The 21,270-nt window shown below is 64.6% G+C and carries 20 protein-coding genes; 13 read left to right on the forward strand and 7 right to left on the reverse strand.

Annotated features, from left to right (window positions below):
* Position 1 precedes the first annotated feature (1 nt).
* The gene (locus KVY23_RS05480) at positions 2 to 1,009 is read left to right on the forward strand and encodes a nitronate monooxygenase family protein (RefSeq protein ID WP_230555620.1); all 1,008 of its coding nucleotides are present in this window, start codon (positions 2 to 4) and stop codon (positions 1,007 to 1,009) included.
* A gap of 12 nt (positions 1,010 to 1,021) precedes the next feature.
* On the opposite strand, the gene KVY23_RS05485 is transcribed toward KVY23_RS05480, so the two are convergent.
* The gene (locus tag KVY23_RS05485; RefSeq protein WP_230555621.1) at positions 1,022 to 3,064 is read right to left on the reverse strand and encodes a glycoside hydrolase family 15 protein; all 2,043 of its coding nucleotides are present in this window, start codon (positions 3,062 to 3,064) and stop codon (positions 1,022 to 1,024) included.
* 92 nt (positions 3,065 to 3,156) lie between these two features.
* On the opposite strand from KVY23_RS05485, the gene KVY23_RS05490 reads away from it, so the two are divergent.
* From KVY23_RS05490 to KVY23_RS05525, 9 genes are all read left to right on the forward strand, one after another.
* Complete coding sequence (locus KVY23_RS05490; protein ID WP_075840404.1) at positions 3,157 to 3,387, forward strand: hypothetical protein; 231 nt, start codon at positions 3,157 to 3,159, stop codon at positions 3,385 to 3,387.
* 139 nt (positions 3,388 to 3,526) lie between these two features.
* Positions 3,527 to 3,628 carry an Ms4533A family Cys-rich leader peptide gene (locus KVY23_RS25255; RefSeq protein WP_331284340.1) on the forward strand — a complete coding sequence of 34 codons (102 nt, stop codon included), beginning with the start codon at positions 3,527 to 3,529 and terminating at the stop codon, positions 3,626 to 3,628.
* A gap of 200 nt (positions 3,629 to 3,828) precedes the next feature.
* The gene (locus KVY23_RS05495) at positions 3,829 to 4,851 is read left to right on the forward strand and encodes an extracellular solute-binding protein (protein ID WP_075840408.1); all 1,023 of its coding nucleotides are present in this window, start codon (positions 3,829 to 3,831) and stop codon (positions 4,849 to 4,851) included.
* A complete protein-coding gene (cysT, locus tag KVY23_RS05500; RefSeq protein WP_206508586.1) occupies positions 4,851 to 5,702 on the forward strand; it encodes a sulfate ABC transporter permease subunit CysT in 852 nt (283 codons plus the stop codon). The genes KVY23_RS05495 and cysT overlap by 1 nt, the downstream gene beginning before the upstream one ends.
* Positions 5,699 to 6,502 carry a sulfate ABC transporter permease subunit CysW gene (gene cysW / locus KVY23_RS05505; RefSeq protein ID WP_075840409.1) on the forward strand — a complete coding sequence of 268 codons (804 nt, stop codon included), beginning with the start codon at positions 5,699 to 5,701 and terminating at the stop codon, positions 6,500 to 6,502. The genes cysT and cysW overlap by 4 nt, the downstream gene beginning before the upstream one ends.
* Positions 6,499 to 7,542 (forward strand): sulfate/molybdate ABC transporter ATP-binding protein, encoded by a 1,044-nt coding sequence (locus KVY23_RS05510; RefSeq protein WP_075840410.1) that lies wholly within the window; start codon positions 6,499 to 6,501, stop codon positions 7,540 to 7,542. Before cysW ends, KVY23_RS05510 begins: the two co-directional genes overlap by 4 nt.
* 83 nt (positions 7,543 to 7,625) lie before the next feature.
* The gene (locus tag KVY23_RS05515) at positions 7,626 to 8,660 is read left to right on the forward strand and encodes an iron ABC transporter substrate-binding protein (RefSeq protein ID WP_230555622.1); all 1,035 of its coding nucleotides are present in this window, start codon (positions 7,626 to 7,628) and stop codon (positions 8,658 to 8,660) included.
* A complete protein-coding gene (locus KVY23_RS05520) occupies positions 8,661 to 10,208 on the forward strand; it encodes an iron ABC transporter permease (protein ID WP_230555623.1) in 1,548 nt (515 codons plus the stop codon).
* Positions 10,205 to 11,278, forward strand: coding sequence for an ABC transporter ATP-binding protein (locus tag KVY23_RS05525; protein ID WP_230555624.1), 1,074 nt, complete (start codon positions 10,205 to 10,207; stop codon positions 11,276 to 11,278). The genes KVY23_RS05520 and KVY23_RS05525 overlap by 4 nt, the downstream gene beginning before the upstream one ends.
* A gap of 24 nt (positions 11,279 to 11,302) precedes the next feature.
* Here KVY23_RS05525 and KVY23_RS05530 read toward each other — a convergent pair whose 3' ends face one another.
* The 5 genes from KVY23_RS05530 to KVY23_RS05550 are packed head-to-tail and all read right to left on the reverse strand — an operon-like array spanning position 11,303 to position 16,875.
* Positions 11,303 to 12,067 carry a sirohydrochlorin chelatase gene (locus KVY23_RS05530; RefSeq protein WP_230555625.1) on the reverse strand — a complete coding sequence of 255 codons (765 nt, stop codon included), beginning with the start codon at positions 12,065 to 12,067 and terminating at the stop codon, positions 11,303 to 11,305.
* On the reverse strand, positions 12,064 to 13,425 hold the full coding sequence (locus KVY23_RS05535; protein WP_230555626.1) for a sulfate adenylyltransferase subunit 1: 1,362 nt from the start codon (positions 13,423 to 13,425) through the stop codon (positions 12,064 to 12,066). Before KVY23_RS05535 ends, KVY23_RS05530 begins: the two co-directional genes overlap by 4 nt.
* Complete coding sequence (gene cysD, locus KVY23_RS05540) at positions 13,425 to 14,453, reverse strand: sulfate adenylyltransferase subunit CysD (protein ID WP_371829762.1); 1,029 nt, start codon at positions 14,451 to 14,453, stop codon at positions 13,425 to 13,427. Before cysD ends, KVY23_RS05535 begins: the two co-directional genes overlap by 1 nt.
* Entirely contained in the window at positions 14,432 to 15,154 is a 723-nt protein-coding gene (locus tag KVY23_RS05545; protein WP_230555628.1) for a phosphoadenylyl-sulfate reductase, read from the reverse strand. Before KVY23_RS05545 ends, cysD begins: the two co-directional genes overlap by 22 nt.
* Positions 15,151 to 16,875 (reverse strand): nitrite/sulfite reductase, encoded by a 1,725-nt coding sequence (locus KVY23_RS05550; RefSeq protein WP_230555629.1) that lies wholly within the window; start codon positions 16,873 to 16,875, stop codon positions 15,151 to 15,153. Before KVY23_RS05550 ends, KVY23_RS05545 begins: the two co-directional genes overlap by 4 nt.
* A gap of 358 nt (positions 16,876 to 17,233) precedes the next feature.
* On the opposite strand from KVY23_RS05550, the gene hemW reads away from it, so the two are divergent.
* Positions 17,234 to 18,445 (forward strand): radical SAM family heme chaperone HemW, encoded by a 1,212-nt coding sequence (hemW, locus tag KVY23_RS05555; RefSeq protein WP_230555630.1) that lies wholly within the window; start codon positions 17,234 to 17,236, stop codon positions 18,443 to 18,445.
* 75 nt (positions 18,446 to 18,520) lie between these two features.
* On the opposite strand, the gene KVY23_RS05560 is transcribed toward hemW, so the two are convergent.
* On the reverse strand, positions 18,521 to 18,826 hold the full coding sequence (locus tag KVY23_RS05560; RefSeq protein ID WP_075840416.1) for a type II toxin-antitoxin system VapB family antitoxin: 306 nt from the start codon (positions 18,824 to 18,826) through the stop codon (positions 18,521 to 18,523).
* A 147-nt stretch (positions 18,827 to 18,973) separates the two neighbouring features.
* Between KVY23_RS05560 and hrcA the strand changes: the two genes are divergently transcribed.
* Positions 18,974 to 20,017, forward strand: coding sequence for a heat-inducible transcriptional repressor HrcA (gene hrcA, locus KVY23_RS05565; protein ID WP_206508593.1), 1,044 nt, complete (start codon positions 18,974 to 18,976; stop codon positions 20,015 to 20,017).
* Between the two features lie 98 nt (positions 20,018 to 20,115).
* On the forward strand, positions 20,116 to 21,270 hold the full coding sequence (gene dnaJ / locus KVY23_RS05570; protein WP_230555631.1) for a molecular chaperone DnaJ: 1,155 nt from the start codon (positions 20,116 to 20,118) through the stop codon (positions 21,268 to 21,270).

Here is a 21,270-nt window from a genome sequence, read left to right on the forward strand (position 1 = left end):
GGTGACGACGCGAACTCTGAGCCAGTTGTCGGTTCCGATCATCAGTGCGCCGATGGCAGGGGGGCCGTCGACTCCAGAGCTTGCAGCTGCGGTGACGCGGGCCGGGGGCCTCGGGATGCTGGCCGGTGCGCTGCTCGATATGGAGACTTTCGCCGCCCAGATCGATTCGCTTCGGGAGCTCACGTTCGGCGTCAATCTGTTTCTTCCCGACGACCCCACCGAGGCCGATGTGGACGCCTACGCCCACACTCTGGCGCCGTGGTTCCGCAAGTTCGACGTATCCCCAGGTGACATGCCTCGACGCGATGACCGCTACCGGGAGAAGTTCGCCTGGTTGGTCGAGCATCCCGTCCCCCTCGTAACGAGTACGTTCGGCACCTTCGACGCCGCCGAAACCGAAGCGCTGCATCAGGTCGGCACCGAGGTGTGGTGCACGGTCACCTCCGGCGCCGAGGCAATGGAAGCGGACGCCGCAGGCGTCGACGCGCTGATCGTGCAGGGCCCCGAAGCAGGCGGTCACCGGGGCAGCTTCGACGGCTCCGCGCCGGAGGTATCGCTGATCGACCTGCTCGCCGATGTGCGTTCGGCCTCCGACCTGCCGCGGATCGCGGCGGGGGGACTCATGGACGGCCACGACATCGCGCCTCTCCTCGCCGGAGGCTCCGCGCACGCCGCGCAACTCGGCACTGCATTCCTCGACACCCACGAGGCCGGCACCCGACCAGTGCATCGGGAGCAACTCACGGCGAATCCGGAAACAGCAGTCACACGCGCCTTTTCAGGCCGACCGGCTCGCGGACTGGTGAACGAGTTCATGCAGACATTCGGAGCGGACGCGCCACTGGCATACCCGGATGTGCACTATTTGACGGCCCCGATGCGGGCGAAAGCCGGTGCCGCCGGGGATCCGTCGGCGCTGTCGATGTGGGCCGGGACCGGGCACTCGCGGGCACGCAACGCAGCAGCGTCCGAGCTGATGGCCGAGTGGGCGCAACAGCTCGGACGCTGACAGTCCTGCGTGTCAGTTGGTGTGGGCCGGCTGAAAGTGGCCGGTCGCCTGGGCTTCTTCTACGCGGATGACGTGGACGACCGCATTGATCAGCGCCAGATGGGTGAAGGCCTGCGGGTAGTTGCCGAGGTGCCGCCCGGTGTGCACGTCGATTTCCTCCGCATAGAGCTTGAGCGGACTCGCATAGCCGAGCAGGCGCTCGCACAGATGCTTCGCACGCGGCAGCTCACCGATCTCGACGAGTGCCGACACCAGCCAGAAGGAACAGATGGTGAACGTGCCCTCCTCGCCTTCCAAACCGTCGTCCGTGGTTTCGATCTTGTATCGGAGAACGAGACCGTCCACCGTCAACTCGTCGGCGATGGCGAGCACAGTTGCCCGGATGCGCGGATCGTCGGCCGGAAGGAACCGTAGTAGAGGCGCCAGCAGCAGCGAGGCATCCAGCGAATCATGCCCGTAGCGCTGTGTGAAGACGCCACGGCTGTCGACGCCGTTCGCGAGGATGTCCTCCTTGATCTCGTCGGCGATCCCGCCCCACTTGATGGCGTAGTCGCTCTCACCGTGAATGGCTGCCAGTTTCGCGCCACGATCGAGGGCAACCCAGCACATGACCTTCGACGAGGTGAAATGCTGTGGCTCGCCGCGGACTTCCCAGATCCCGCGGTCCGGTTTCCTCCAGTTCGCGATCGCTTCCTCCACCTGCCTCTTGAGCAGCGGCCACAACGACTCCGGAACGTGCTCGCGTGAGCGGACGTGCAGGTAGACCGAATCGAGCATCGTTCCCCAGATGTCGTGCTGCTCTTGGTTGTACGCCCCGTTCCCGATGCGGACCGGCCGCGCCCCGTCATAGCCCGACAGATGTGACAGCTCGGTTTCTTCGAGAGTCTTCTCGCCGCCGATGCCGTACATGACCTGGAGGGGATTGGCCTCGCCGTTCTCGGCCATCGACACATCAGACATGAAGGAAAAGAAATCGTTTGCCTCACGGTCCAGTCCGAGCGTGTATAGGCCCCACAGGGCAAAGGTAGAATCGCGGACCCAGGTGAACCGGTAGTCCCAATTACGCTCTCCACCAGGGGTTTCCGGCAGAGACGTGGTCGACGCAGCGAGCAGTGCTCCGGTCGGGGCGTAGGTCAAACCCTTCAGCGTCAGAGCGCTGCGCTGCAGGTAGCCGCGCCACGGGTGATCAGGGAAGCGGCCGATGGTGATCCACTGCCGCCAGCACTCGGAGGTACGCCACATCTTCTCCGAGGCCTCCTCGAATGTCTGCGGTGCCGGTAGCTCGGACCACGACAGTGCGACGAAGATGTTGTCGCCCTCGGTCAGGCGCGTTCGGGCGCGAGCTTCGCGACCCTCGATGCCGATACGAAGGTTGGTGGTCAGCTTCAGCGATGGCTGATCACCGATCGAACTGGCCTCGCAGGTCGCGGTGGCCTCCTCGTACACCTTGCCGGTGTATTCCCATTGCGCCGTTGCACGGTGGTAGTCGAAGGCGGGTTCGCAACTCAACTCGAGTTCGACGGTGCCACTGACGCACTTGACCGTTCGAAGAAGAATGTGTTCCGCGTCCCAGTCCGACGGGGCACGCTTGTGCGTGCGTGAGCGCTGATCTGTGTTGTGCCACGGTCCCATGACGAGCGCGTCGCGGACGATGAGCCATCCCGTCTCGGTCTGCCAGGTTGTCTCGACGATGAGTCCGCCAGGGAGATAACGGCGGGCCGCTGGAACCGAGTGGCCGTACGGTCCCACTCTGAAGTGGCCGGCGCTGCGGTCCAGTACTGCCCCGAAGATGCTGGGGGAGTCTGCGCGGGGAATGCACATCCACTCGACGGAGCCGTTGCGTGCGATGAGGCACGTCGTCTCGCAATCGGACAGGAACGCGTAGTCGTCGATCGGGGGAAAGGAGCTGCGATAGGAGAGTGGGGCGGTGACCGGAGCCTCGAGGCTCGTCAACGCACCCTCCTTCAGCTCTTCCTGGGGTTCGCGCATGTCGGGCGGCGGCAACTCGTCGCTGCGCACGGGTTCAACGTTCACCGGCTCCTCGAAGGCAGTCATCGGTCAATCATCGGTGCCGAACTGCCCGCCGTCCACTGCTGACCCGTCGACCGCTGGCTGTTGTCGGTGTGGCGCACCGTTAGGGTGAGAGCGTGAATGCGATCGCGACGTGGTGGGACGGGGTGGAACTGTGGATCATCGGGCTGCCTTTCATCCCGCAGTCGATCGTCGTGCTGCTCGTGGTGGTTCCCATCGCCTTCGGTTTGTCCCGATTGTTCGATCACGTGCTCGCCGAAATTCTCCGCGTTCTCGGACGCGATGCGCGCCCCGAGAGCGATGCGGTCTCGCCCGCATCTGACGTACCGCCTACGGAAGGTCGCTGATGCCCAAGTCGAGAGTCACCCTCGCGCTGATCGCACTGCTCGTGCTCGTCGTGCTCGCCTGGTTCTTCACCCGGTAGCGCGAGCGGTTCGTCGGCCGCGTGATTGGGTCCGGCCGCGCCACTCTGCTAGATTTTGCTCCGTGTCTGCCGCTGCCGCCTACCGGGTCCGCCATGAACTGGCGTTGATCGCAGTCGGCATGCTCGCGGTTGCTGATATCGACTGTTGTCGATCCATCTCCTAGCGCCCGGCTGCCCACCAGGCCACGCTGCCCCGTCTCCGACGTGAAACGCGCACCGTGACCGGTCCGGCATCGATCTGCGCCTCGCATGCAACACGCTTCGCGCGAGGTCGCACCGGTGCGCTCGGAAATCGAATGATGCAGGGTGCCGATGTGCTCTGCTTCGATCGTAGTTCACTTCCGATGACGAAAGGCACTTCTCGATGAGGCGCAACTCTCGATACCTGGTCACCACGATCGCCGTTGTATGCAGCCTCGTTCTCGGCGCGTGTGCGGGAGGTTCGAGTGACGTCGTGGGCGGAGAATCGCCGACAAGCGACGGTGAGGGTCTGATTCTGGTCGCCTATGCGGTGCCGAAGAATGGGTGGGACGCGATCGCCGTGGCGTTCGGTGCCGGTGGGGACAGCGAAGAAAGCTCGATCAACGGCGACTACGGACCGTCCGGAAATCAGTCGCGCAAGGTCGTCGACGGTGCGCCCGCCGACATTGTCAACTTCTCGGTCGAGCCCGATATGACCCGCCTGGTCGACGCCGGGAAGGTGGACGAGGACTGGAACCAGAATGCCTACGGCGGAGTACCTTTCGGATCCGTGGTGACGTTGGTGGTCCGCGAGGGCAACCCCAAGAACATACAGACGTGGGACGATCTGCTCGAGCCGGGCATCGAGGTGATCAGCCCCAGCCCACTGAGCTCCGGATCGGCCAAATGGAATCTGCTCGCTCCGTACGCCGCCAAGAGCAACGGCGGGCAGGACCGAGCAGCGGGTCTGGCGTACGTCGAGGAATTGGTGTCCGAGCATTTCCCGGTGCAACCCGAATCCGGCCGCGCCGCAACGGAGGCATTTCTGCAGGGGCAGGGAGATGTGCTGTTGAGCTATGAGAACGAAGCCCTCCTGATCGAGGAGATGGGCCAGAATGTCGAACATGTCGACCTCGCGGACACGTTCAGAATCGACAACCCGGTGGCGGTGGTGAACACGAGTTCCCAACTCGACAAGGCCAACGAACTCAACGACTACCTTTACACCGAGCAGGGTCAGCGAGTTTGGGCCGACTCCGGCTTTCGGCCCGTCGACCCCGCCATCGCAGCGGAGTACTCCGACATCTTCCACACCCCGGAGAACCTGTACACGATCGACGATCTCGGCGGCTGGACGACGATCGACGACGAACTGTTCGGCGAGAACGGGGCCATCACGGTCATCTACGAAGAAAGCACCCGCTGATGGCCACTGAACCGAAAAATCGGCACCCCGCGCCGACGACGGGGCGCAAATTCCGTGGGCCAGGTTCGGTGGGTCCGCTCGGTCTCGGCGTCGCGGTTCTGTGGCTGAGCGTCATCGTTCTGCTGCCGCTCGCGGCGCTGACGGTCACCTCGTTCGACGCCGGTCTCGGTGGATTCTGGGACGCAGTGACATCCCCCCGCGCGCTCGCGACGTTCAAGGTGACACTGGAGGTGTCGGCCGCTGCAGCCGTGATCAACCTCGTGTTCGGCACGCTCATCGCGTGGGTGCTCGTGCGTGACGAGTTTCCCGGTAAGCGGTTCGTCAACGCGATCATCGATCTCCCGTTCGCGCTGCCGACCATCGTGGCGAGTCTGGTCCTGTTGTCTCTGTACGGTCCGGGTAGTCCGATCGGTCTGGTCTTCAACGCCACCAAGCCGGCTGTTGTGGTAGCCCTGCTCTTCGTGACCCTGCCGTTCGTGGTGCGTGCGGTGCAGCCTGTGCTCATCGAACTCGACCGCGAGGTCGAGGAGGCAGCCGCGTCGCTGGGGGCGAACAACTGGACCATCTTCCGGTCGATCGTGCTGCCGGTCCTCTTGCCCGCCATCCTCAGCGGTGCCGGGTTGGCGTTCGCCCGGGCCATCGGTGAGTTCGGATCGGTGGTCCTCATCGGCGGCAATATTCCCGGAGAAACACAGATCGCGTCGCAGTACATCCGGGAACTGATCGAGTACGACCAGGCGACGGAAGCGGCAGCCATCTCAGTGGTGTTGCTTGCGTTGGCTTTCGTCGTGCTCTTCGTCCTTCGCATCGTCGGCAATCGTCTGGCTCGCCGAGAGGAGCAGATTCGATGAAGATCGGATTGCCGGTCAAGCTTTCCCTGCGCGCGGCCGCGCTGCTGTATCTCGCCGTGCTGGTGCTGTTTCCGCTCGGCGCCATCCTCTACCGCACGTTCGAGAACGGTTTCCTGGAGTTCTGGGGTCTGATCACGACCCCGGCGGCGCAATCGGCGCTGCAGCTCTCGCTCCTGATCGTCGCGATCGTCGTGCCCCTCAATGTGGTTTTCGGGGTCATCACCGCGCTGGCGCTCGTGCGAGGTCGGTTCCGGGGCAAAGGCATCGTCGAGGCCATCGTCGACCTGCCGTTCGCGGTGTCGCCCATCGTCATCGGCGTCGCACTGATCTTGCTGTGGGGTGCGAACGGGTGGTTCGGGGGGCTCGAGAGCCTTGGCTTCACGGTCATTTTCGCGCTGCCCGGCATGGTGATCGCCACCATCTTCGTCACCCTTCCGTTCGTCGTTCGTGAAGTCGAACCCGTGTTGTACGAGATCGGCGAGGAGCAAGAAGAGGCGGCCTCGACACTCGGCGCATCCTCGTTGCAGACGTTCTTCCGCATCACCCTCCCCGCTATTCGATGGGGTCTGACCTACGGAATCGTCCTGACGGTGGCTCGCTCGCTCGGCGAGTTCGGCGCCGTCATCATGGTCTCGACCAACCTGCCCGGGATATCGCAGACGCTGACGCTCCTGGTCAGCTCGCGGTACGAGGACTTCAACCAGCAGGGGGCGTATGCCGCGTCCACCCTGCTCATGGCCATCGCCGTCATCGTGTTGCTGCTGATGACTGCCCTCGACAAGAAGAGGACGAATCAATGACCGCACGAACCTCCGGCGAGATCGAGATCTCGGTCGTCGGCGCCAACAAGAACTACGGCGATTTCGCGGCCCTCGACAATGTCAGCATCGACATCCCGAAGGGGTCACTGACTGCGCTGCTCGGGCCAAGCGGCTCCGGTAAGTCCACGCTGCTCCGGTCGATAGCAGGCCTCGAGCAACTCGATTCCGGACAGGTGATCTTGGCGGGACAGGATGTGACCTGGATCAGTCCGCAACGCCGCGAGATCGGGTTCGTCTTCCAGCATTATGCGGCCTTCAAACACCTGAGCGTGCGCGACAACGTGGCATTCGGCCTCAAGATCAGAAAGCGGCCGAAGGCCGAGATCAAGCGCAAGGTCGACGAGCTGTTGGAAATCGTCGGTCTAGCCGGATTTCAGGCCCGCTTTCCGGCGCAGCTGTCCGGTGGCCAGCGCCAACGTATGGCGCTGGCGCGGGCCCTCGCTGTCGACCCACAGGTTCTGCTTCTGGACGAGCCCTTCGGCGCCCTCGATGCCAAGGTCCGCGAGGATCTGCGCAGCTGGTTGCGCCGCCTGCACGACGAAGTGCATGTCACCACGGTTCTCGTCACACATGACCAGGAGGAAGCTCTGGACGTGGCCGATCGCATCGCCGTGCTCAACAAGGGACGAATCGAGCAGGTCGGTACACCGGAGGATCTCTACGACCGTCCGGGAAACGACTTCGTGATGTCGTTTCTCGGGCAGGTCGCCAGGTTGAACGGGTTGCTCGTGCGCCCGCACGATATCCGGGTGGGCCGCGATCCTTCGCTCGCGCTCGCGGAGGAGAACGGCACGGCGGGATCGGCCGGGGTCACCCGCGCCGTCGTCGAACGCGTCGTTCACCTCGGATTCGAGGTGAAGGTGGAGCTCGAGAACTCGGCGACAGGCGAACAGTTCACCGCGCAGATCACTCGCGGAGACAGTGAGGCACTGCAGTTGAATCCAGGTGACACGGTGTACGTGCGAGCGACGCGGATTCCCAGGATCGCTGCGCCCAGTGGCTCGACGGAATCGAACTGAGGGTAGGGCAATGTAGTTGAGGCTGGCCTAAGGGTGTATGTTTTCTCTGTTATGTCGGTTTCTTTTCGACCTTCAGGAGAATCGTGAACCTCACCCGTCGTCTGGCTCTGCTCTCGTGCAGTGCAACCCTCGCCGTAGGCCTGGTCGCCTGCAGTTCTTCGTCCACTGATTCCGAAGCGACCGAGGCATCCGAAGCCGAGTCCACCGTTGTCGTGTACTCCGGCCGCGACGAGGATCTCGTCGACCCGCTCATCGAACGAATCGGTGGCGAGATCGAGGTCGACTACTCCGGAAACACCAACGCCCAGGCCGCCAAAATCCTCGAAGAGGGCGATGCGACGCCGGCCGACGTGTTCTACGGCCAGGACGCGGGCGCACTGGGCGCACTCGACGAGGCCGGCCTACTGGCGCCATTGCCGCAGGACATCCTCGAGCTCGTTCCCGAGCAGTACCGCGGCGCGGACGGCACCTGGGTCGCCACCTCGGCGCGCGCCCGCGTACTCGCCTACAACTCCGACGAGGTAGAGGCCGCGGACCTGCCGACCGGCATCGACGGACTGCTGGACCCACGCTGGCGCGGACAGGTCGGATATGCACCGACGAACGCCTCGTTCCAGTCCTTCGTCACTGCGCTTCGAGTGCAACGCGGTGAGGACGGCGCCCGCGAGTGGCTCGAGGCATTCGCCGCCAACGAACCGGTGGCATTCGAGGGCAACGGCCCGCTGATGACCGCGGTCAACGACGGCCAGGTCGCCGCCGGGCTCACCAACCACTACTACTGGTACCCGTTCAAGGCAGAGAACGGAGACGACGCACCCATCGAGCTGCACTACTTCGAGCCCGGTGATCCCGGTGCGCTGGTCAACGTCGCCGGTGCCGGCGTGCTCGCGGCCTCGGACAACCAAGAAGCTGCGCAGGATTTCGTACGGTCGCTGCTGACCGAGGAATCGCAGATGTACTTCGCGAACGAGACAGCCGAGTACCCGGTCATCGACGGTGTCACATCCGACTACGACCTGCCGCCGCTCACCGAGCTCGGCGCCTCGGATATCGACCTGGGCCGGCTGGCCTCGCTCGAGGAGACCCAGAAGCTGCTCACCGAGGTCGGAATGATCTAGTTGGGTCCACAGTTTCGCGGCCGTCCGCTGCTGGCGGTTGCCGCGTCCGTCGTAGCGCTGGGTGCGCTGACTCCACTGGTATACCTCGGAATTCGATCCTTGGACGGCGGGGTGGACAAGGCTGCGCGCCTGCTCTTTCGGCAGCGCACAGCGGACCTCGCTCTGCGTACGGTGGCATTGACATCGGTGGTCGCGATCGCCTGTCTCGTGCTGGGGATGCTCGCCGCGTGGGCGGTGACGCGCACCGATCTCCCGGGGCGCTCGTTCTTCGCGATCGCACTGACCGCGCCACTCGCCATACCGTCCTACGTCTCCGGGTACGTGTGGATAGCAGAATTCCCGGCGCTCGCCGGATTCGCGGGAGCTGCGCTGGTGTTGACGATGTCGTGTTTTCCGCTCGTCATGCTCCCGGTCGCGGCGGCGTTCGCCTCGGCCGATCCGGGCCGAGCCGAGGTGTCGAGGACGCTGGGCCGCAGCGCGCTCCGTACGGCTCTGACGGTGGAAGCACGCCACGTCGTACCGTCGGCAGCTGCGGGAGCGCTGTTGGTCTCGCTCTACACGATCAGTGACTTCGGGGCCGTCGCCCTCATGCGCTACGACGCCTTCACGCTGGGCATCTACAGCGCCTATCGCGGCGGTCTGGATCGAACCGCGGCGTCGGTGCTCGGTGCCGTTCTCGTGCTGATGGCCCTCGTTCTGACACTCGCTGAACGACGCGCCCGAAGAGGAGCCACCGCGCGGGTCGGTTCCGGCGCACCGCGGTCCGCGGAGCCGGTCATGCTCGGGCGATGGACGCTGCCCGCGCTTGCGGCGATCGCGGTTCTGTTCGCCATGGCGGTTGCAGTTCCGCTGCTCGGCCTCGTTCGCTGGCTCGTTCGTTCGTTGCGCTTCACCATCGATTGGGGGGACGTGCTGGAGACCACGCTCGCGACACTGCGGTTCTCTACCTTCGCTGCCATTTTCGTGGTGATCATCGCCCTGCCCGTCGCGCTCTACGCGGCCCGATCCACGTCACCACTCGCACGCGCCGCGGAGGTGTCCACTTTCGTTGCGCACGGTCTGCCGGGGATCACCGTCGGACTGGCCGTGGTGTTTCTGGGCATTCGCTTTCTGCCGTCGATCTACCAGACCGCGGCACTGCTTGTTCTGGCCTACGCTGTGTTGTTCCTGCCCTTGGCCGTCGGCTCTGCGCGAGCGGCAATCGCTGCGAGCCCCCTCGTGCTCGAGGATGTCTCGCGCTCGCTCGGAAGCTCCCGTACCAGAACGGATCTGAGAGTGACCCTTCCAATCGCACTGCCCGGAATCGCCGCGGGCGGTGCCCTGGTGTTCCTCACGGTCGCCAAGGAACTGCCGGCGACGTTGCTGTTGCGTCCACGAGGTGTAGATACCTTGGCCACCGAACTATGGTCGACCACACAGGTTTTCAAGTACGGCGAAGCCGCACCCTATGCATTCGCTCTCATTCTCGTCTCTGCCGTTCCGACGTTCGTTCTCGATCGTGCCATTCGTCGGCGTCACGTGGCTGCAGTACCGGCGGGTCAGCTGTGAACGGGCTGTCGGTACGCGGACTAGTCGCGTCCTACGGCGCCCGGGAGGTTCTCTCCGGTGTCGACCTGGATCTAGCTGCGGGGGAAATGCTCGCCATCCTCGGCCCTTCCGGTTGCGGAAAAACCACCCTGCTGCGGTCGATTGCGGGATTGCACCGCATCGATCGAGGGCGAGTGGAACTCGATGAACGGGTGTTGGCGGAGCCGGCATCGATCCACATTGCTCCCGAGGATCGCAAGATCGGTCTGATGCCTCAGGAAGGTGGGCTGTTTCCGCATCTGAGCGTCGGGGAGAATATCGGCTTCGGCTTGGTGAAAGCATTCCCGCACAAGAGAATCGCGGATCGCAAACAACGGCGTGCACGGATCGAGGCCATGCTCGAGCTCGTGGGGTTGCCGGGGGCAACCGATGCCAGGCCCAGCGAGATGTCGGGCGGGCAGCAGCAACGTATCGCGCTGGCCCGCGCCCTCGCGCCGAAGCCCGCGGTAATTCTGATGGACGAGCCGTTCGCCTCGCTCGATCCAGGCCTCCGTGTGGGAATCCGCCAGGAGGTCCGAGCATTGCTGAAAGAGAGCAAGACGCCCGCGCTGCTGGTCACACACGATCGCGCCGAGGCGATGACCACCGCAGACCGCGTCACTGTGCTGCTCGGTGGCCGAGCTGCACAGACTGCTACTCCGGAGCAGCTGTACCGCCTGCCGAGTTCCATCGACGTCGGTACATTCGTCGGTGAATCGATCCTCCTCGACGCGGACCGCACAGGGGCCGCGGCCGAAACCGTACTCGGAACCATCGCCGTCGTCGGGAGCGCTGCAGGGCGAGGTCAGGTGTTGGTGCGGCCGGAGCAGCTCGAGCCGGTCATCGACCCGAACGGGAGCTTCCACGTCGTCGCAACGGAGTTCGCCGGTCCCTACACGCTTGTCACCTCCCGACACGTTGTGACCGGTGACTCGGTGACCTCATGGGTCACTGGAAGCGGCTCCATCGCGATCGGATCCACCGTGCGTTTGGTGGTCGATGGGCCGGTGCCCTTCTTCGGAGAGGCTGCCTCCGCGGCGGACGAACACTGACTGCAAGCTCGAGATCGGACTCGATCAGGCGGATCGCCGTGTACGCAATCGACGCACTGCGGCGTCGTAGCGATTGGATACCACCTCGGCCACGAGGGCATGGTCCCCGAGAACGGAGGCCAGACGCACCTCGGTGAGAGGTGCGTCGCGGGTGTAAGTATCGATGGCACCGGACACGCGGTCGGTCAACAGACCGGGCGCGAGGAACCATGGCGCGACGACGAGCGTGCGAGCCCCCGCCGCTCTCAACCGCGTGAGCGACTCGGCGGGGCCCGGACTCGGCGCCGTGGCGAAACACGTCACGGCAGCTCTCCATGACGTTCCGAACCGGACGCGTTCGGCGAGCGCACACGCGCGGAGGTTGGCGGGTGCACTCGATGATCCGACGGCGGCGACGGCGATACCGATATCTGGATCGTCCGACTCGACACCCGCTTCCAGTATCCGGTCACGAAGGGCATCCACCAGAAGCCGATCATCGCCGAGAACCTCGCTCTGGACGAGGGTCGACCGCGGGTGCCGCCGACGCGCCGCGTCGACAATCGCCGGCAGATCCACACGCGCATGGAACGCGCTTCCGAGTAGCAGCGGGACGATCACAGCCGCCTCGGCGCCCCCAGCCACGACGTCGTCGACAACGTCCTCGACGCTCGGCTCGGACAAGTCCAGAAACGCCACCCGCACGTCCAGATCGGGCCTACGTGCACGGATCCGATCGACGACGGTGGCGACGGTCCGCGCCGAACGCGGATCACGACTGCCATGGGCGACGGCGATCAGAGTGCTCATACAGGCTCTGCAGTACCGGATTCTGCAGTACTGGCTTCTGGGATACCGAGCTCGACGGCCGAGAGGGCGTCGCCGACGAGACCGGCGGCCAAAGTGTTTCCGCCCGCCGGGTCGATGAGCAGGAAGCTGCCGGTGTGACGGTTGACGGCATAGTCGTCGGCGACGATCGGCTCCGCGACACGCACCGATATCCGGCCGATGTCGTTGAGCTCCAACGACTCCGGTGACGGCTCAGCGGTGAGGTTCTGCTCGTCGAACTTTTCTACGAGAGAACCCACGATGGCCTGGGTGGTTCGCGTTCCGTGCTTGAGGAGCAGCCGTGCACCGGGGCGCAGAGGCTTTTCGGCGAGCCAGCAGACCGTGGCCTCGAATTCACCGATTGGGTCCGGGGCATCGGAGGGAGAGACGATGGTATCGCCGCGTGAGACGTCGACGTCGTCGGCCAGGATGAGGGTGACGCTCCGGCCGGCACTTGCCGTGCCGAGTTCGCCGTCGGCGGTGTCGATGCGTTCGACCGTCGTGCGTGTTCCCGACGGGAGGACGAGGACCTCGTCACCGGGGGAGACGGTTCCCGCGGCCACCTGACCCGCGTACCCGCGGTAGTCGGGGAAGTCTGCAGTGCGCGGACGGATCACGTACTGCACCGGGAAACGCAGACCCACACGGTGCGGTTCGGCGTCCACCGGCACCGACTCCAGGTGCTCGATGAGGGTTGGCCCGTCGTAGTACGGGGTGTTGGTGGAACGGACCGCGACGTTGTCGCCGTGCAGGGCCGACACAGGGATTTCGATGACGTCTTCGGTGGCCCAGCCGAGGGACGAGGTGAGTGAGTTGAATTCGGCGGAGATGTCGGCGAACACCCGAGCCGGGTCCTCGACGAGGTCGATCTTGTTGACCGCCAAGACCAGCCTGGGTACACCGAGGAGCGCCAGCACGGCGGCGTGTCGGCGAGTCTGAGTGATGACACCCTTCCGGGCGTCGACCAGGAGAATCACCAGCTGGGCCGTAGACGCGCCGGAGACCGTGTTGCGGGTGTACTGCACGTGGCCCGGAGTGTCGGCGAGTACGAACGATCTTGCGGGAGTGGCGAAATACCGGTAGGCCACGTCGATCGTGATGCCCTGTTCGCGTTCGGCGCGCAGACCGTCGACCAGTAGCGACAGGTCCGGAGTGCTCAGTCCCCGGTCGACCGACGCGCGAGTGACTGCGTCGATCTGGTCGGCGAGAACCGATTTGGTGTCGTACAGCAGGCGGCCGACGAGGGTGGACTTGCCGTCGTCCACACTGCCGGCGGTAGCCAAGCGCAGAAGCTGTGAGCCTGCGGAATGACGCGAGGGGGCAGAAGTTGAAATGCTCATCAGAAGTATCCTTCGCGCTTGCGGTCTTCCATGGCGGCCTCGGAAACGCGGTCGTCGCCTCGGGTGGCTCCACGTTCGGTGAGCCTGGACGCAGCGACCTCGGCGAGGATGGCTTCGTTGTCGGCGGCCTCGGACAGGACCGCTCCGGTGGTGGAGCCGTCGCCGACGGTGCGGTAGCGGACGGACAGTGTCTGCAGGTCCTCCGATTCGGTCGGACCACCCCAGACACCGGGGGTCATCCACATGCCGTCGCGTTGATACACGGGGCGCTGGTGCGCGTAGTAGATGCTGGCGAGTTCGACGTTGTCGCGAGCGATGTAGCGCCAGATGTCGAGTTCGGTGAAGTTGCTGAGCGGGAAGACACGCACCTGCTCGCCGGGGGAGTGCTTACCGTTGTACAGGTTCCACAGTTCGGGGCGCTGCTTCTTCGGATCCCACTGACCGAAAGCGTTGCGCAAGGAAAAGATTCGCTCCTTGGCGCGTGCGCGTTCCTCGTCGCGGCGAGCGCCGCCGAAGACGGCGTCGAAACGGTTCTCCGAGATGGCGTCGAGCAGTGGAACCGTCTGAAGTGGGTTGCGAATGCCGTCGGGACGTTCGGTGAGTCGACCGTCGGCGAGGTAGTCCTCGACCTTGGCCACGTGCAGGCGCAGGTTGTACTTCGCCACGACGTGGTCTCGGAAGTCCAGTACTTCTTGCAGGTTGTGGCCGGTGTCGACGTGCAGGAGCGCGAACGGCAGCGGAGCCGGCCAGAACGCCTTGATGGCCAGGTGCAGGAGCACCGTCGAATCCTTGCCGCCCGAGAACAGGATGACAGGGCGCTCGAACTCGCCCGCCACCTCGCGAAAGATGTGGATGGCCTCGGACTCGAGCGCGTCGAGGGTGTCGAAGCGGTCGCTGTCGAGAAGGGTCCGCCCTGCCGTCGTCACAGTCGCCCCGTTCGTTGGTGTCTGGGTTCTCGCTGGGTCGATCGCTGTCGATGTCGTCACGGTGATGTCCGTTTCCACTGTCATGATGCGTGCAATCCGCATTCGGTCTTGGCTTTGCCGGCCCATCGGCCGCTGCGCGGATCGGCGCCGGGGGCTGGCTTGACGGTGCACGGAGCGCACCCGATCGATGGATACCCCTCGTCGACGAGGGGGTTGACGAGAATGGAGTGCTCGTCGATATAGCGCTGCATGTCGTCATCCGACCAGGCTGCGATCGGGTTGATCTTCACGAGCCCGAATGCGTCGTCGAAGGAGATGAGAGGCGCGTTGGCGCGCGTGGGTGCTTCGACGCGGCGGATGCCCGTGACCCAGGCGCTGTAGTTCGCCAGTTCCTTCTTCAAGGGGGCGACCTTGCGGAGCGCGCAGCAGCGGTTGGGCTCGCGTGCGAACAGGTCTTTGCCCTCTGCCACGTCCTGCTGGGCGACGGTCTGTTCGGCGCGTGCGTTGACGATGTTGACGCCGTAGACGGCCTCGACGGCGTCGCGAGTTCCGATGGTCTCGGCGAAGTGGTAGCCGGTGTCGAGGAACAAGACGTCGACGCCCGGATGTACTTGGGCGGCAAGGTGAACCAGCACCGCATCTTGCATGTTGGACGCGACGATGAAGTGCTTACCGAACTCGCGTTCGGTCCACTCCAGCAAGTCGGTCGCGCCCGCTCCGTCCAGGTCGCGGGCGCCTCGTTCGGCGATCGCCTTCAGTTCCTCCACCGAGAGGTCCATCCGTGTCGAACTCTGTGCGTTCATCGCAAATCCGCCTCGTCTGCTCGTACTGCCCATTGCGCGAACCGCTCGTCCTCGTCCTTGTTCTTGACGAAATTGCGCACCACTCGTTCGATGTAGTCACCGAGCTCGGTGCTGTTCACCTTGTGCTGTCGCAGCTTTCGGCCGAACGCACTGTCCAGGCCGAGGCTGCCACCCAAGTGAACCTGGAAGCCCTCGACTTGATTCCCGTCGCCGTCGTCGACGAGTTGGCCCTTGAATCCGATGTCGGCGATCTGCGACCGCGCGCAGGAGTTGGGGCACCCGTTGATGTTGATGGTCACCGGTACGTCGAGTTGGTTGTTGATATCTGCCAGGCGCTGTTCGAGGTCGGGAACGAGGACCTGCGAGCGCTTGCGGGTTTCGGCGAACGAGAGCTTGCAGAACTCGATTCCACTGCACGCCATCAGATTTTTTCGCCAGTGCGACGGGCGAGCGGGCAGGCCCAGCGCATCCAGGTCGGCGATGAGCTCTTCGAGCTTGTCGTCGGCAACGTCGAGCACGATCAACTTCTGGTACGGAGTGAAGCGCAGGCGGTCCGAGCCGGCTTTCTCGGCGGCGTCGGCGATCTTGGCCATGATCGTGCCCGATATCCGACCCGCAATCGGGGCGACACCGACGGCATTGAGGCCGTTCTTGAGCTTCTGGACGCCCACGTGATCACGTGGCCGAGCAGGCTTTTCGGGCGCGGGCCCGTCGGTCAGCTTGCGGTGCAGGTACTCGTCCTCGAGTACCTGCCGAAACTTCTCGATGCCCCAATCCTTGATCAGGAACTTCAGGCGTGCCTTGGTGCGCAGGCGACGGTAGCCGTAGTCCCGGAAGATCGACACGACGCCTTCCCACACGTCGGGCACGTCCTCGAGTGGCACCCAGACCCCGACGCGCTGCGCGAGCATCGGGTTGGTGGACAAGCCGCCGCCGACCCACAGGTCCAGCCCGGGGCCGTGTTCGGGATGGTTCACGCCGATGAATGCGACGTCGTTGATCTCGTGTACCACGTCCTGCAAACCGGAGATGGCCGTCTTGAACTTGCGCGGCAGATTCGAGTATTCGGGTTTGCCGATGTAGCGCTCGACGATCTGGTCGATGGCTGGGGTCGGGTCGAGTATCTCGTCGACAGCCTCGCCGGCCAGTGGCGATCCGAGGACGACGCGGGGGCAGTCGCCGCATGCTTCGGTCGTCTTGAGGCCGACGGCTTCGATGCGGCGCCAGATCTCGGGAACGTTCTCCACCTCGATCCAGTGGTACTGCACGTTCTCGCGATCCGACAGGTCCGCGGTGTCACGCGCGAACTCCTGTGAGATACCCGCGAGGGTGCGGAACTGTTCGATGTTCAGCGCTCCGGCGTCGCAGCGGATGCGCATCATGAAGTACTTGGCTTCGAGTAGGTCGATGTTCTCATCGCCCGTGAACGTGCCGTCGTACCCCTGCTCGCGCTGGGTGTAGAGGCCCCACCAGCGGAAGCGGCCGCGCAGGTCGCCCTTGTCGATGCTGTCGAAGCCCTGTTTGGAGTAGATATTCTCGATCCGGGCGCGCACGTTGAGCGGATTGTCGTCCTTCTTGGACTGCTCGTTGGCGTTCAGGGGCTCTCGGTAGCCGAGCGCCCACTGGCCTTCGGCGCGGCGTTTCGTCGGCCGTGCGGTCCGCTCGCGACGGGCGACGGGCGCCTCTACGGCTTCTTGGGAGGCGTCGGTGGTCGACGACATCTGTAGCTCCTGCATCTTGGGTACTTCCGCGCGGTCGAGCGGGCATGAGACTCATCACTCGCACACGCATCCGGACGGATGTTGGTTCTGAGGGGGTCGGAATCGAGCGGGCCGGGCGCGAAGCTCGGCTACAGGCTCATTCGGCATCGACACGACGAGCTGCAGACACGCTTGAGATCGACGTGGCGTCGCGCCACAAGTCTAATCCCGAAGTCGGTCACGACGACCATTGTGCCATGGCATCGGCCCTGGTCCGTCCCGGGGAGCCTATTTACCCCATTTTTTCGGTAAATAGGCTGGCAGAGCCGAGGACGGCCGCACGGCGCGGGAGAGGCGCGCGCTCTGGGAGACTGATCCGGTGAACCTTCTCGACGCGCAGCCATCGAAGACGCTCGATCTGCCCGACGAGGCGTTCGAGGGTCTAGGACAGCGTCCGTTCGGGATCTACGTGCACGTGCCGTTCTGTGCCACCCGATGTGGGTACTGCGACTTCAACACCTACACCGCCGGTGAGCTGGGCACGTCCGCCTCCCCGCAGTCGTGGCTCGAGGGATTGCGCCGCGAGCTCGACGCCGCAGCGGCGTTGATGGAGCAGCGCGGCGGGCGCGTCCCGACCGCGGACACGGTGTTCGTCGGCGGCGGAACCCCGTCGCTGCTCGGCGGGGACGGCTTGGCCGATGTACTCGGCGCCGTTCGCGAGAGCGTCGGACTGAGCGAGAGTGCCGAGGTGACGACGGAATCGAATCCGGAATCGACCTCCCCGGCATTCTTCGAGCGCCTGCGCAGCGCCGGTTTCACAAGGATTTCCCTCGGTATGCAGTCGGCAGCGCCTCATGTGCTTGCCGTCCTCGATCGCACGCACACACCGGGACGCGCCGTCGAGGCAGCGAAGGAGGCGCGTTCTGCAGGCTTCGATCACGTCAACCTCGATTTGATCTACGGAACTCCTGGAGAACGTCCGAAGGACCTCGACCGGTCGCTCGACGCTGTCTTGGATGCGGGCGTCGATCACGTGTCGGCGTACGCGCTCATCGTCGAGGACGGCACCGCAATGGCTCGTAAGGTCCGGCGCGGTGAACTGCCCATGCCCGACGACGACGTGCTGGCAAGCAGGTACGAGCGCATCGACGAGGTGCTCGCACGCGCGGGTCTGCACTGGTACGAGGTGTCGAACTGGGCCGCGAACTCAGCTGCCGAGTGCAAGCACAATGTCGGCTACTGGGACGGCGGTGACTGGTGGGGTGCCGGCCCCGGTGCGCACAGTCACATCGGTGGCACGCGGTTCTGGAACGTCAAGCATCCTGCTCGATATGCCGAGAAGTTGGCGGCGGGTGAATTCCCGGTGGCGGGCAGTGAACTGCTCACCGCGCAGGATCGGCACCTCGAGGAGCTCATGCTCAGGATCCGGCTGCGGACCGGGCTACCGGCGGCGGTTCTCGACGACAGCGAACGTCGTGCCGCCGAGCAGGTGGTGGCCGATGGGCTGATGACAGCTGAGGGGGACCGCTTCGTTCTGACCGATCGCGGACGCCTGCTCGCCGACGCCGTCGTGCGCTCTATTGCGACCTAGTTCCGCCGAGATCGAGGTTGTGCCCCGAAAACGCGCCGAATTGCTACACAACTTCGATCTCGGCGGGGGAGGGGATCAGGCGCCGAGGAGGTCGTAATCGAACACGCGGGCATGCAGGACGGTCCGACTCCGGAGCGCTGCCCGCACGGCTCGGTGCAGACCGTCCTCGAGATAAACCACTCCGCGGTAGTGCACGGCATGCGGAAACAGGTCGCCGTAGAACGTCGAATCCTCGGAGAGCAGCCGGTCGAGTTCGAGCACCTTGGTAGTCGTCACGATCTCGTCCAGACGCAGTTGACGCGGCGGGATCCTGGCCCAGTCTCGAAGTGAGAGCCCGTGATCCGGATACGGCTTTCCGTCCCTGACACCCTTGAAGATCATGTGTCGTACGTCGTCGAAGTCGAGTTGGCCACCGGACCACAGTAAGGCCTTTCGGCGGTGATCGTGCGGCGGCTACTAGACTCGAGCGATGGATCGATAGTGGCGGCGTCGTAGCTGCCCGCAGCGGAGGATCGGAGGGGACGGAAGTTGTCTAGCACCGAAGACAGACGATTCGAGATTTTGCGCGCGATCGTTGCGGACTACGTCTCTACTCAGGAACCGGTCGGCTCCCGCGCGCTGGTCGAGCGACACAATCTCGGCGTATCCAGTGCCACGGTCCGAAACGACATGGCAGTACTCGAAGCCGAGGGCTACATCGCCCAACCCCACACCAGTTCGGGTCGGGTACCCACCGACAAGGGCTATCGGCAGTTCGTCGACCGCATCGCCGACGTCAAGCCGCTGTCGGGTCCAGAACGTCGTGCGATTCTCGAGTTCCTCGAGAACGGCGTCGACTTGGACGATGTGTTGCGACGCGGTGTTCGCCTGTTGGCGCAGCTGACGCGTCAGGTGGCCGTGGTCCAGTATCCGACGCTGTCGGTCTCGTCTGTCCGCCACCTCGAGATCGTGGCACTCACACCTGCGCGACTGCTGATGGTCCTGATCACCGATTCCGGCCGCGTCGATCAACGCATCGTCGAACTCGGTGACGTCATCGACGATGAAGACCTGTCACAGCTGCGCCGACTGCTCGGGGGCGCGCTCGAGGGAAAGCGTCTCGCGGCAGCATCGGCTGCCGTGGCCGAGTTGGCCGAGAATGCACCGCCGTCCCTGCGTGACGCGATGATCAGGTCGGCGACGGTGTTGATCGAATCACTCGTCGAGCACCCGGAGGAACGTCTCGTTCTCGGTGGCACGGCCAATCTCACCCGCAATGCCGCGGACTTCGCCGGCGACGCTGGTTTCCCCGGTTCGTTGCGAGCCGTGCTGGAAGCGCTCGAGGAGCAAGTCGTGGTCCTGAAACTGCTTGCTGTGACACAGGACACGCGCACGGTGACCGTGCGAATCGGCGAGGAAACCCAGGTCGAGGAGATGCGCGGAGCCTCGATGATTTCCACCGGATACGGTTCGGCTGGCATGGTGCTGGGAGGAATGGGCGTCCTCGGGCCCACACGAATGGACTACCCAGGAACAATTGCATCGGTCGCAGCCGTTGCGAGATACATCGGTGAGGTTCTCGCTGAACGCTGAGAGCCACACACGCGCGCCGCAAGGCACTACGGGAGTAGCTTGCGGCGCGCAAACGATCCACCAGGATGTTGGAACGACATGGACGGAAGAGACGACAAGTGGCACGGGATTACTACGCAACGCTCGGGGTCGGTCAGAAGGCGACCGACCAGGAGATCAAGCGCGCATACCGCAAGCTCGCCCGTGAACTCCACCCCGATGTAAACCCAGACGAGGCTGCTCAAGCCCGTTTCAAGGAGATCTCGACCGCATACGAGGTGCTCTCGGACCCGGAGAAGCGGCGCATCGTCGATCTCGGTGGCGATCCACTGCAGCAGGGCGGTGGCGGTGGCGCCGGGTTCGGCAACGCCGGATTCGGTGGCGGTCTCGGCGACGTGTTCGAAGCGTTCTTCGGCGGCGGCGGGGGAGGCGGCACGCGTGGTCCGCGTGGACGCGTGCAACCCGGGGCCGACTCGTTGCTGCGCACGAAACTGACACTCGATGAATGCGCGAGCGGAGTGACCAAGCAGATCACGGTCGACACCGCGATTCTCTGCGATGTGTGCACGGGCGCGGGCACCAATGGTGATTCGGAACCGGTTCGCTGTGACACCTGTGGCGGAGCCGGAGAGGTTCAGTCGGTTCAGCGTTCCTTCCTCGGGCAGGTCATGACATCGCGGCCGTGCCCGACGTGCCGTGGTGCCGGTGAAACGATTCCCGACCCCTGCCGCAAGTGCGGTGGCGACGGTCGTGTGCGGTCTCGTCGCGAGATCGCCGTCAAGGTGCCCGTCGGTGTCAGCAGTGGCATGCGGATCCGTCTGGCCTCGCAGGGCGAGGTCGGACCGGGTGGCGGACCGGCGGGCGATCTGTACGTCGAAATCGTCGAACAGCCGCACGAGGTCTTCGTCCGCGACGGAGACGACCTGCACTGCACCATCCGGGTCCCGATGGTCGACGCCGCGCTCGGCACTTCGGTCTCCGTGGATGCGATCATCGACGGACCCACCGAGATCTCGGTGGATCAGGGAACCCAGCCGGGTGCCGTGGCAGTTCTGCGCGGACACGGTATGCCGAGGTTGCGCTCGGGTGTTCGGGGCGACCTGCACGCACACCTCGAAGTGGTCGTACCTTCGCGGCTGGACAGCAAGCAGACCCAGCTGCTGGAAGACCTCAAGCGTCTGCGTGATCGCGACGCGGCCGAAGTGGTCACCACGGGCTCACAGCACAGCGGCGGTCTGTTCTCCAGGTTGCGGGAAGCGTTCAGCGGTCGCTGA

The organism is Rhodococcus sp. I2R, from assembly GCF_020889545.1.
Taxonomy (GTDB): domain Bacteria; phylum Actinomycetota; class Actinomycetes; order Mycobacteriales; family Mycobacteriaceae; genus Rhodococcoides.

Bases quoted from the DNA above. Each gene is read 5' to 3' on its own strand.
- KVY23_RS05485 (WP_230555621.1), bottom strand. From the start codon at position 3,064: ATGACTGCCTTCGAGGAGCCGGTGAACGTTGAACCCGTGCGCAGCGAC.
- KVY23_RS05495 (WP_075840408.1), top strand. From the start codon at position 3,829: ATGAGGCGCAACTCTCGATACCTGGTCACCACGATCGCCGTTGTATGC.
- cysT (WP_206508586.1), top strand. From the start codon at position 4,851: ATGGCCACTGAACCGAAAAATCGGCACCCCGCGCCGACGACGGGGCGC.
- cysW (WP_075840409.1), top strand. From the start codon at position 5,699: ATGAAGATCGGATTGCCGGTCAAGCTTTCCCTGCGCGCGGCCGCGCTG.
- KVY23_RS05510 (WP_075840410.1), top strand. From the start codon at position 6,499: ATGACCGCACGAACCTCCGGCGAGATCGAGATCTCGGTCGTCGGCGCC.
- KVY23_RS05530 (WP_230555625.1), bottom strand. From the start codon at position 12,067: ATGAGCACTCTGATCGCCGTCGCCCATGGCAGTCGTGATCCGCGTTCG.
- KVY23_RS05535 (WP_230555626.1), bottom strand. From the start codon at position 13,425: ATGAGCATTTCAACTTCTGCCCCCTCGCGTCATTCCGCAGGCTCACAG.
- cysD (WP_371829762.1), bottom strand. From the start codon at position 14,453: ATGCGGATTGCACGCATCATGACAGTGGAAACGGACATCACCGTGACG.
- KVY23_RS05545 (WP_230555628.1), bottom strand. From the start codon at position 15,154: ATGAACGCACAGAGTTCGACACGGATGGACCTCTCGGTGGAGGAACTG.
- KVY23_RS05550 (WP_230555629.1), bottom strand. From the start codon at position 16,875: ATGTCGTCGACCACCGACGCCTCCCAAGAAGCCGTAGAGGCGCCCGTC.
- KVY23_RS05560 (WP_075840416.1), bottom strand. From the start codon at position 18,826: ATGATCTTCAAGGGTGTCAGGGACGGAAAGCCGTATCCGGATCACGGG.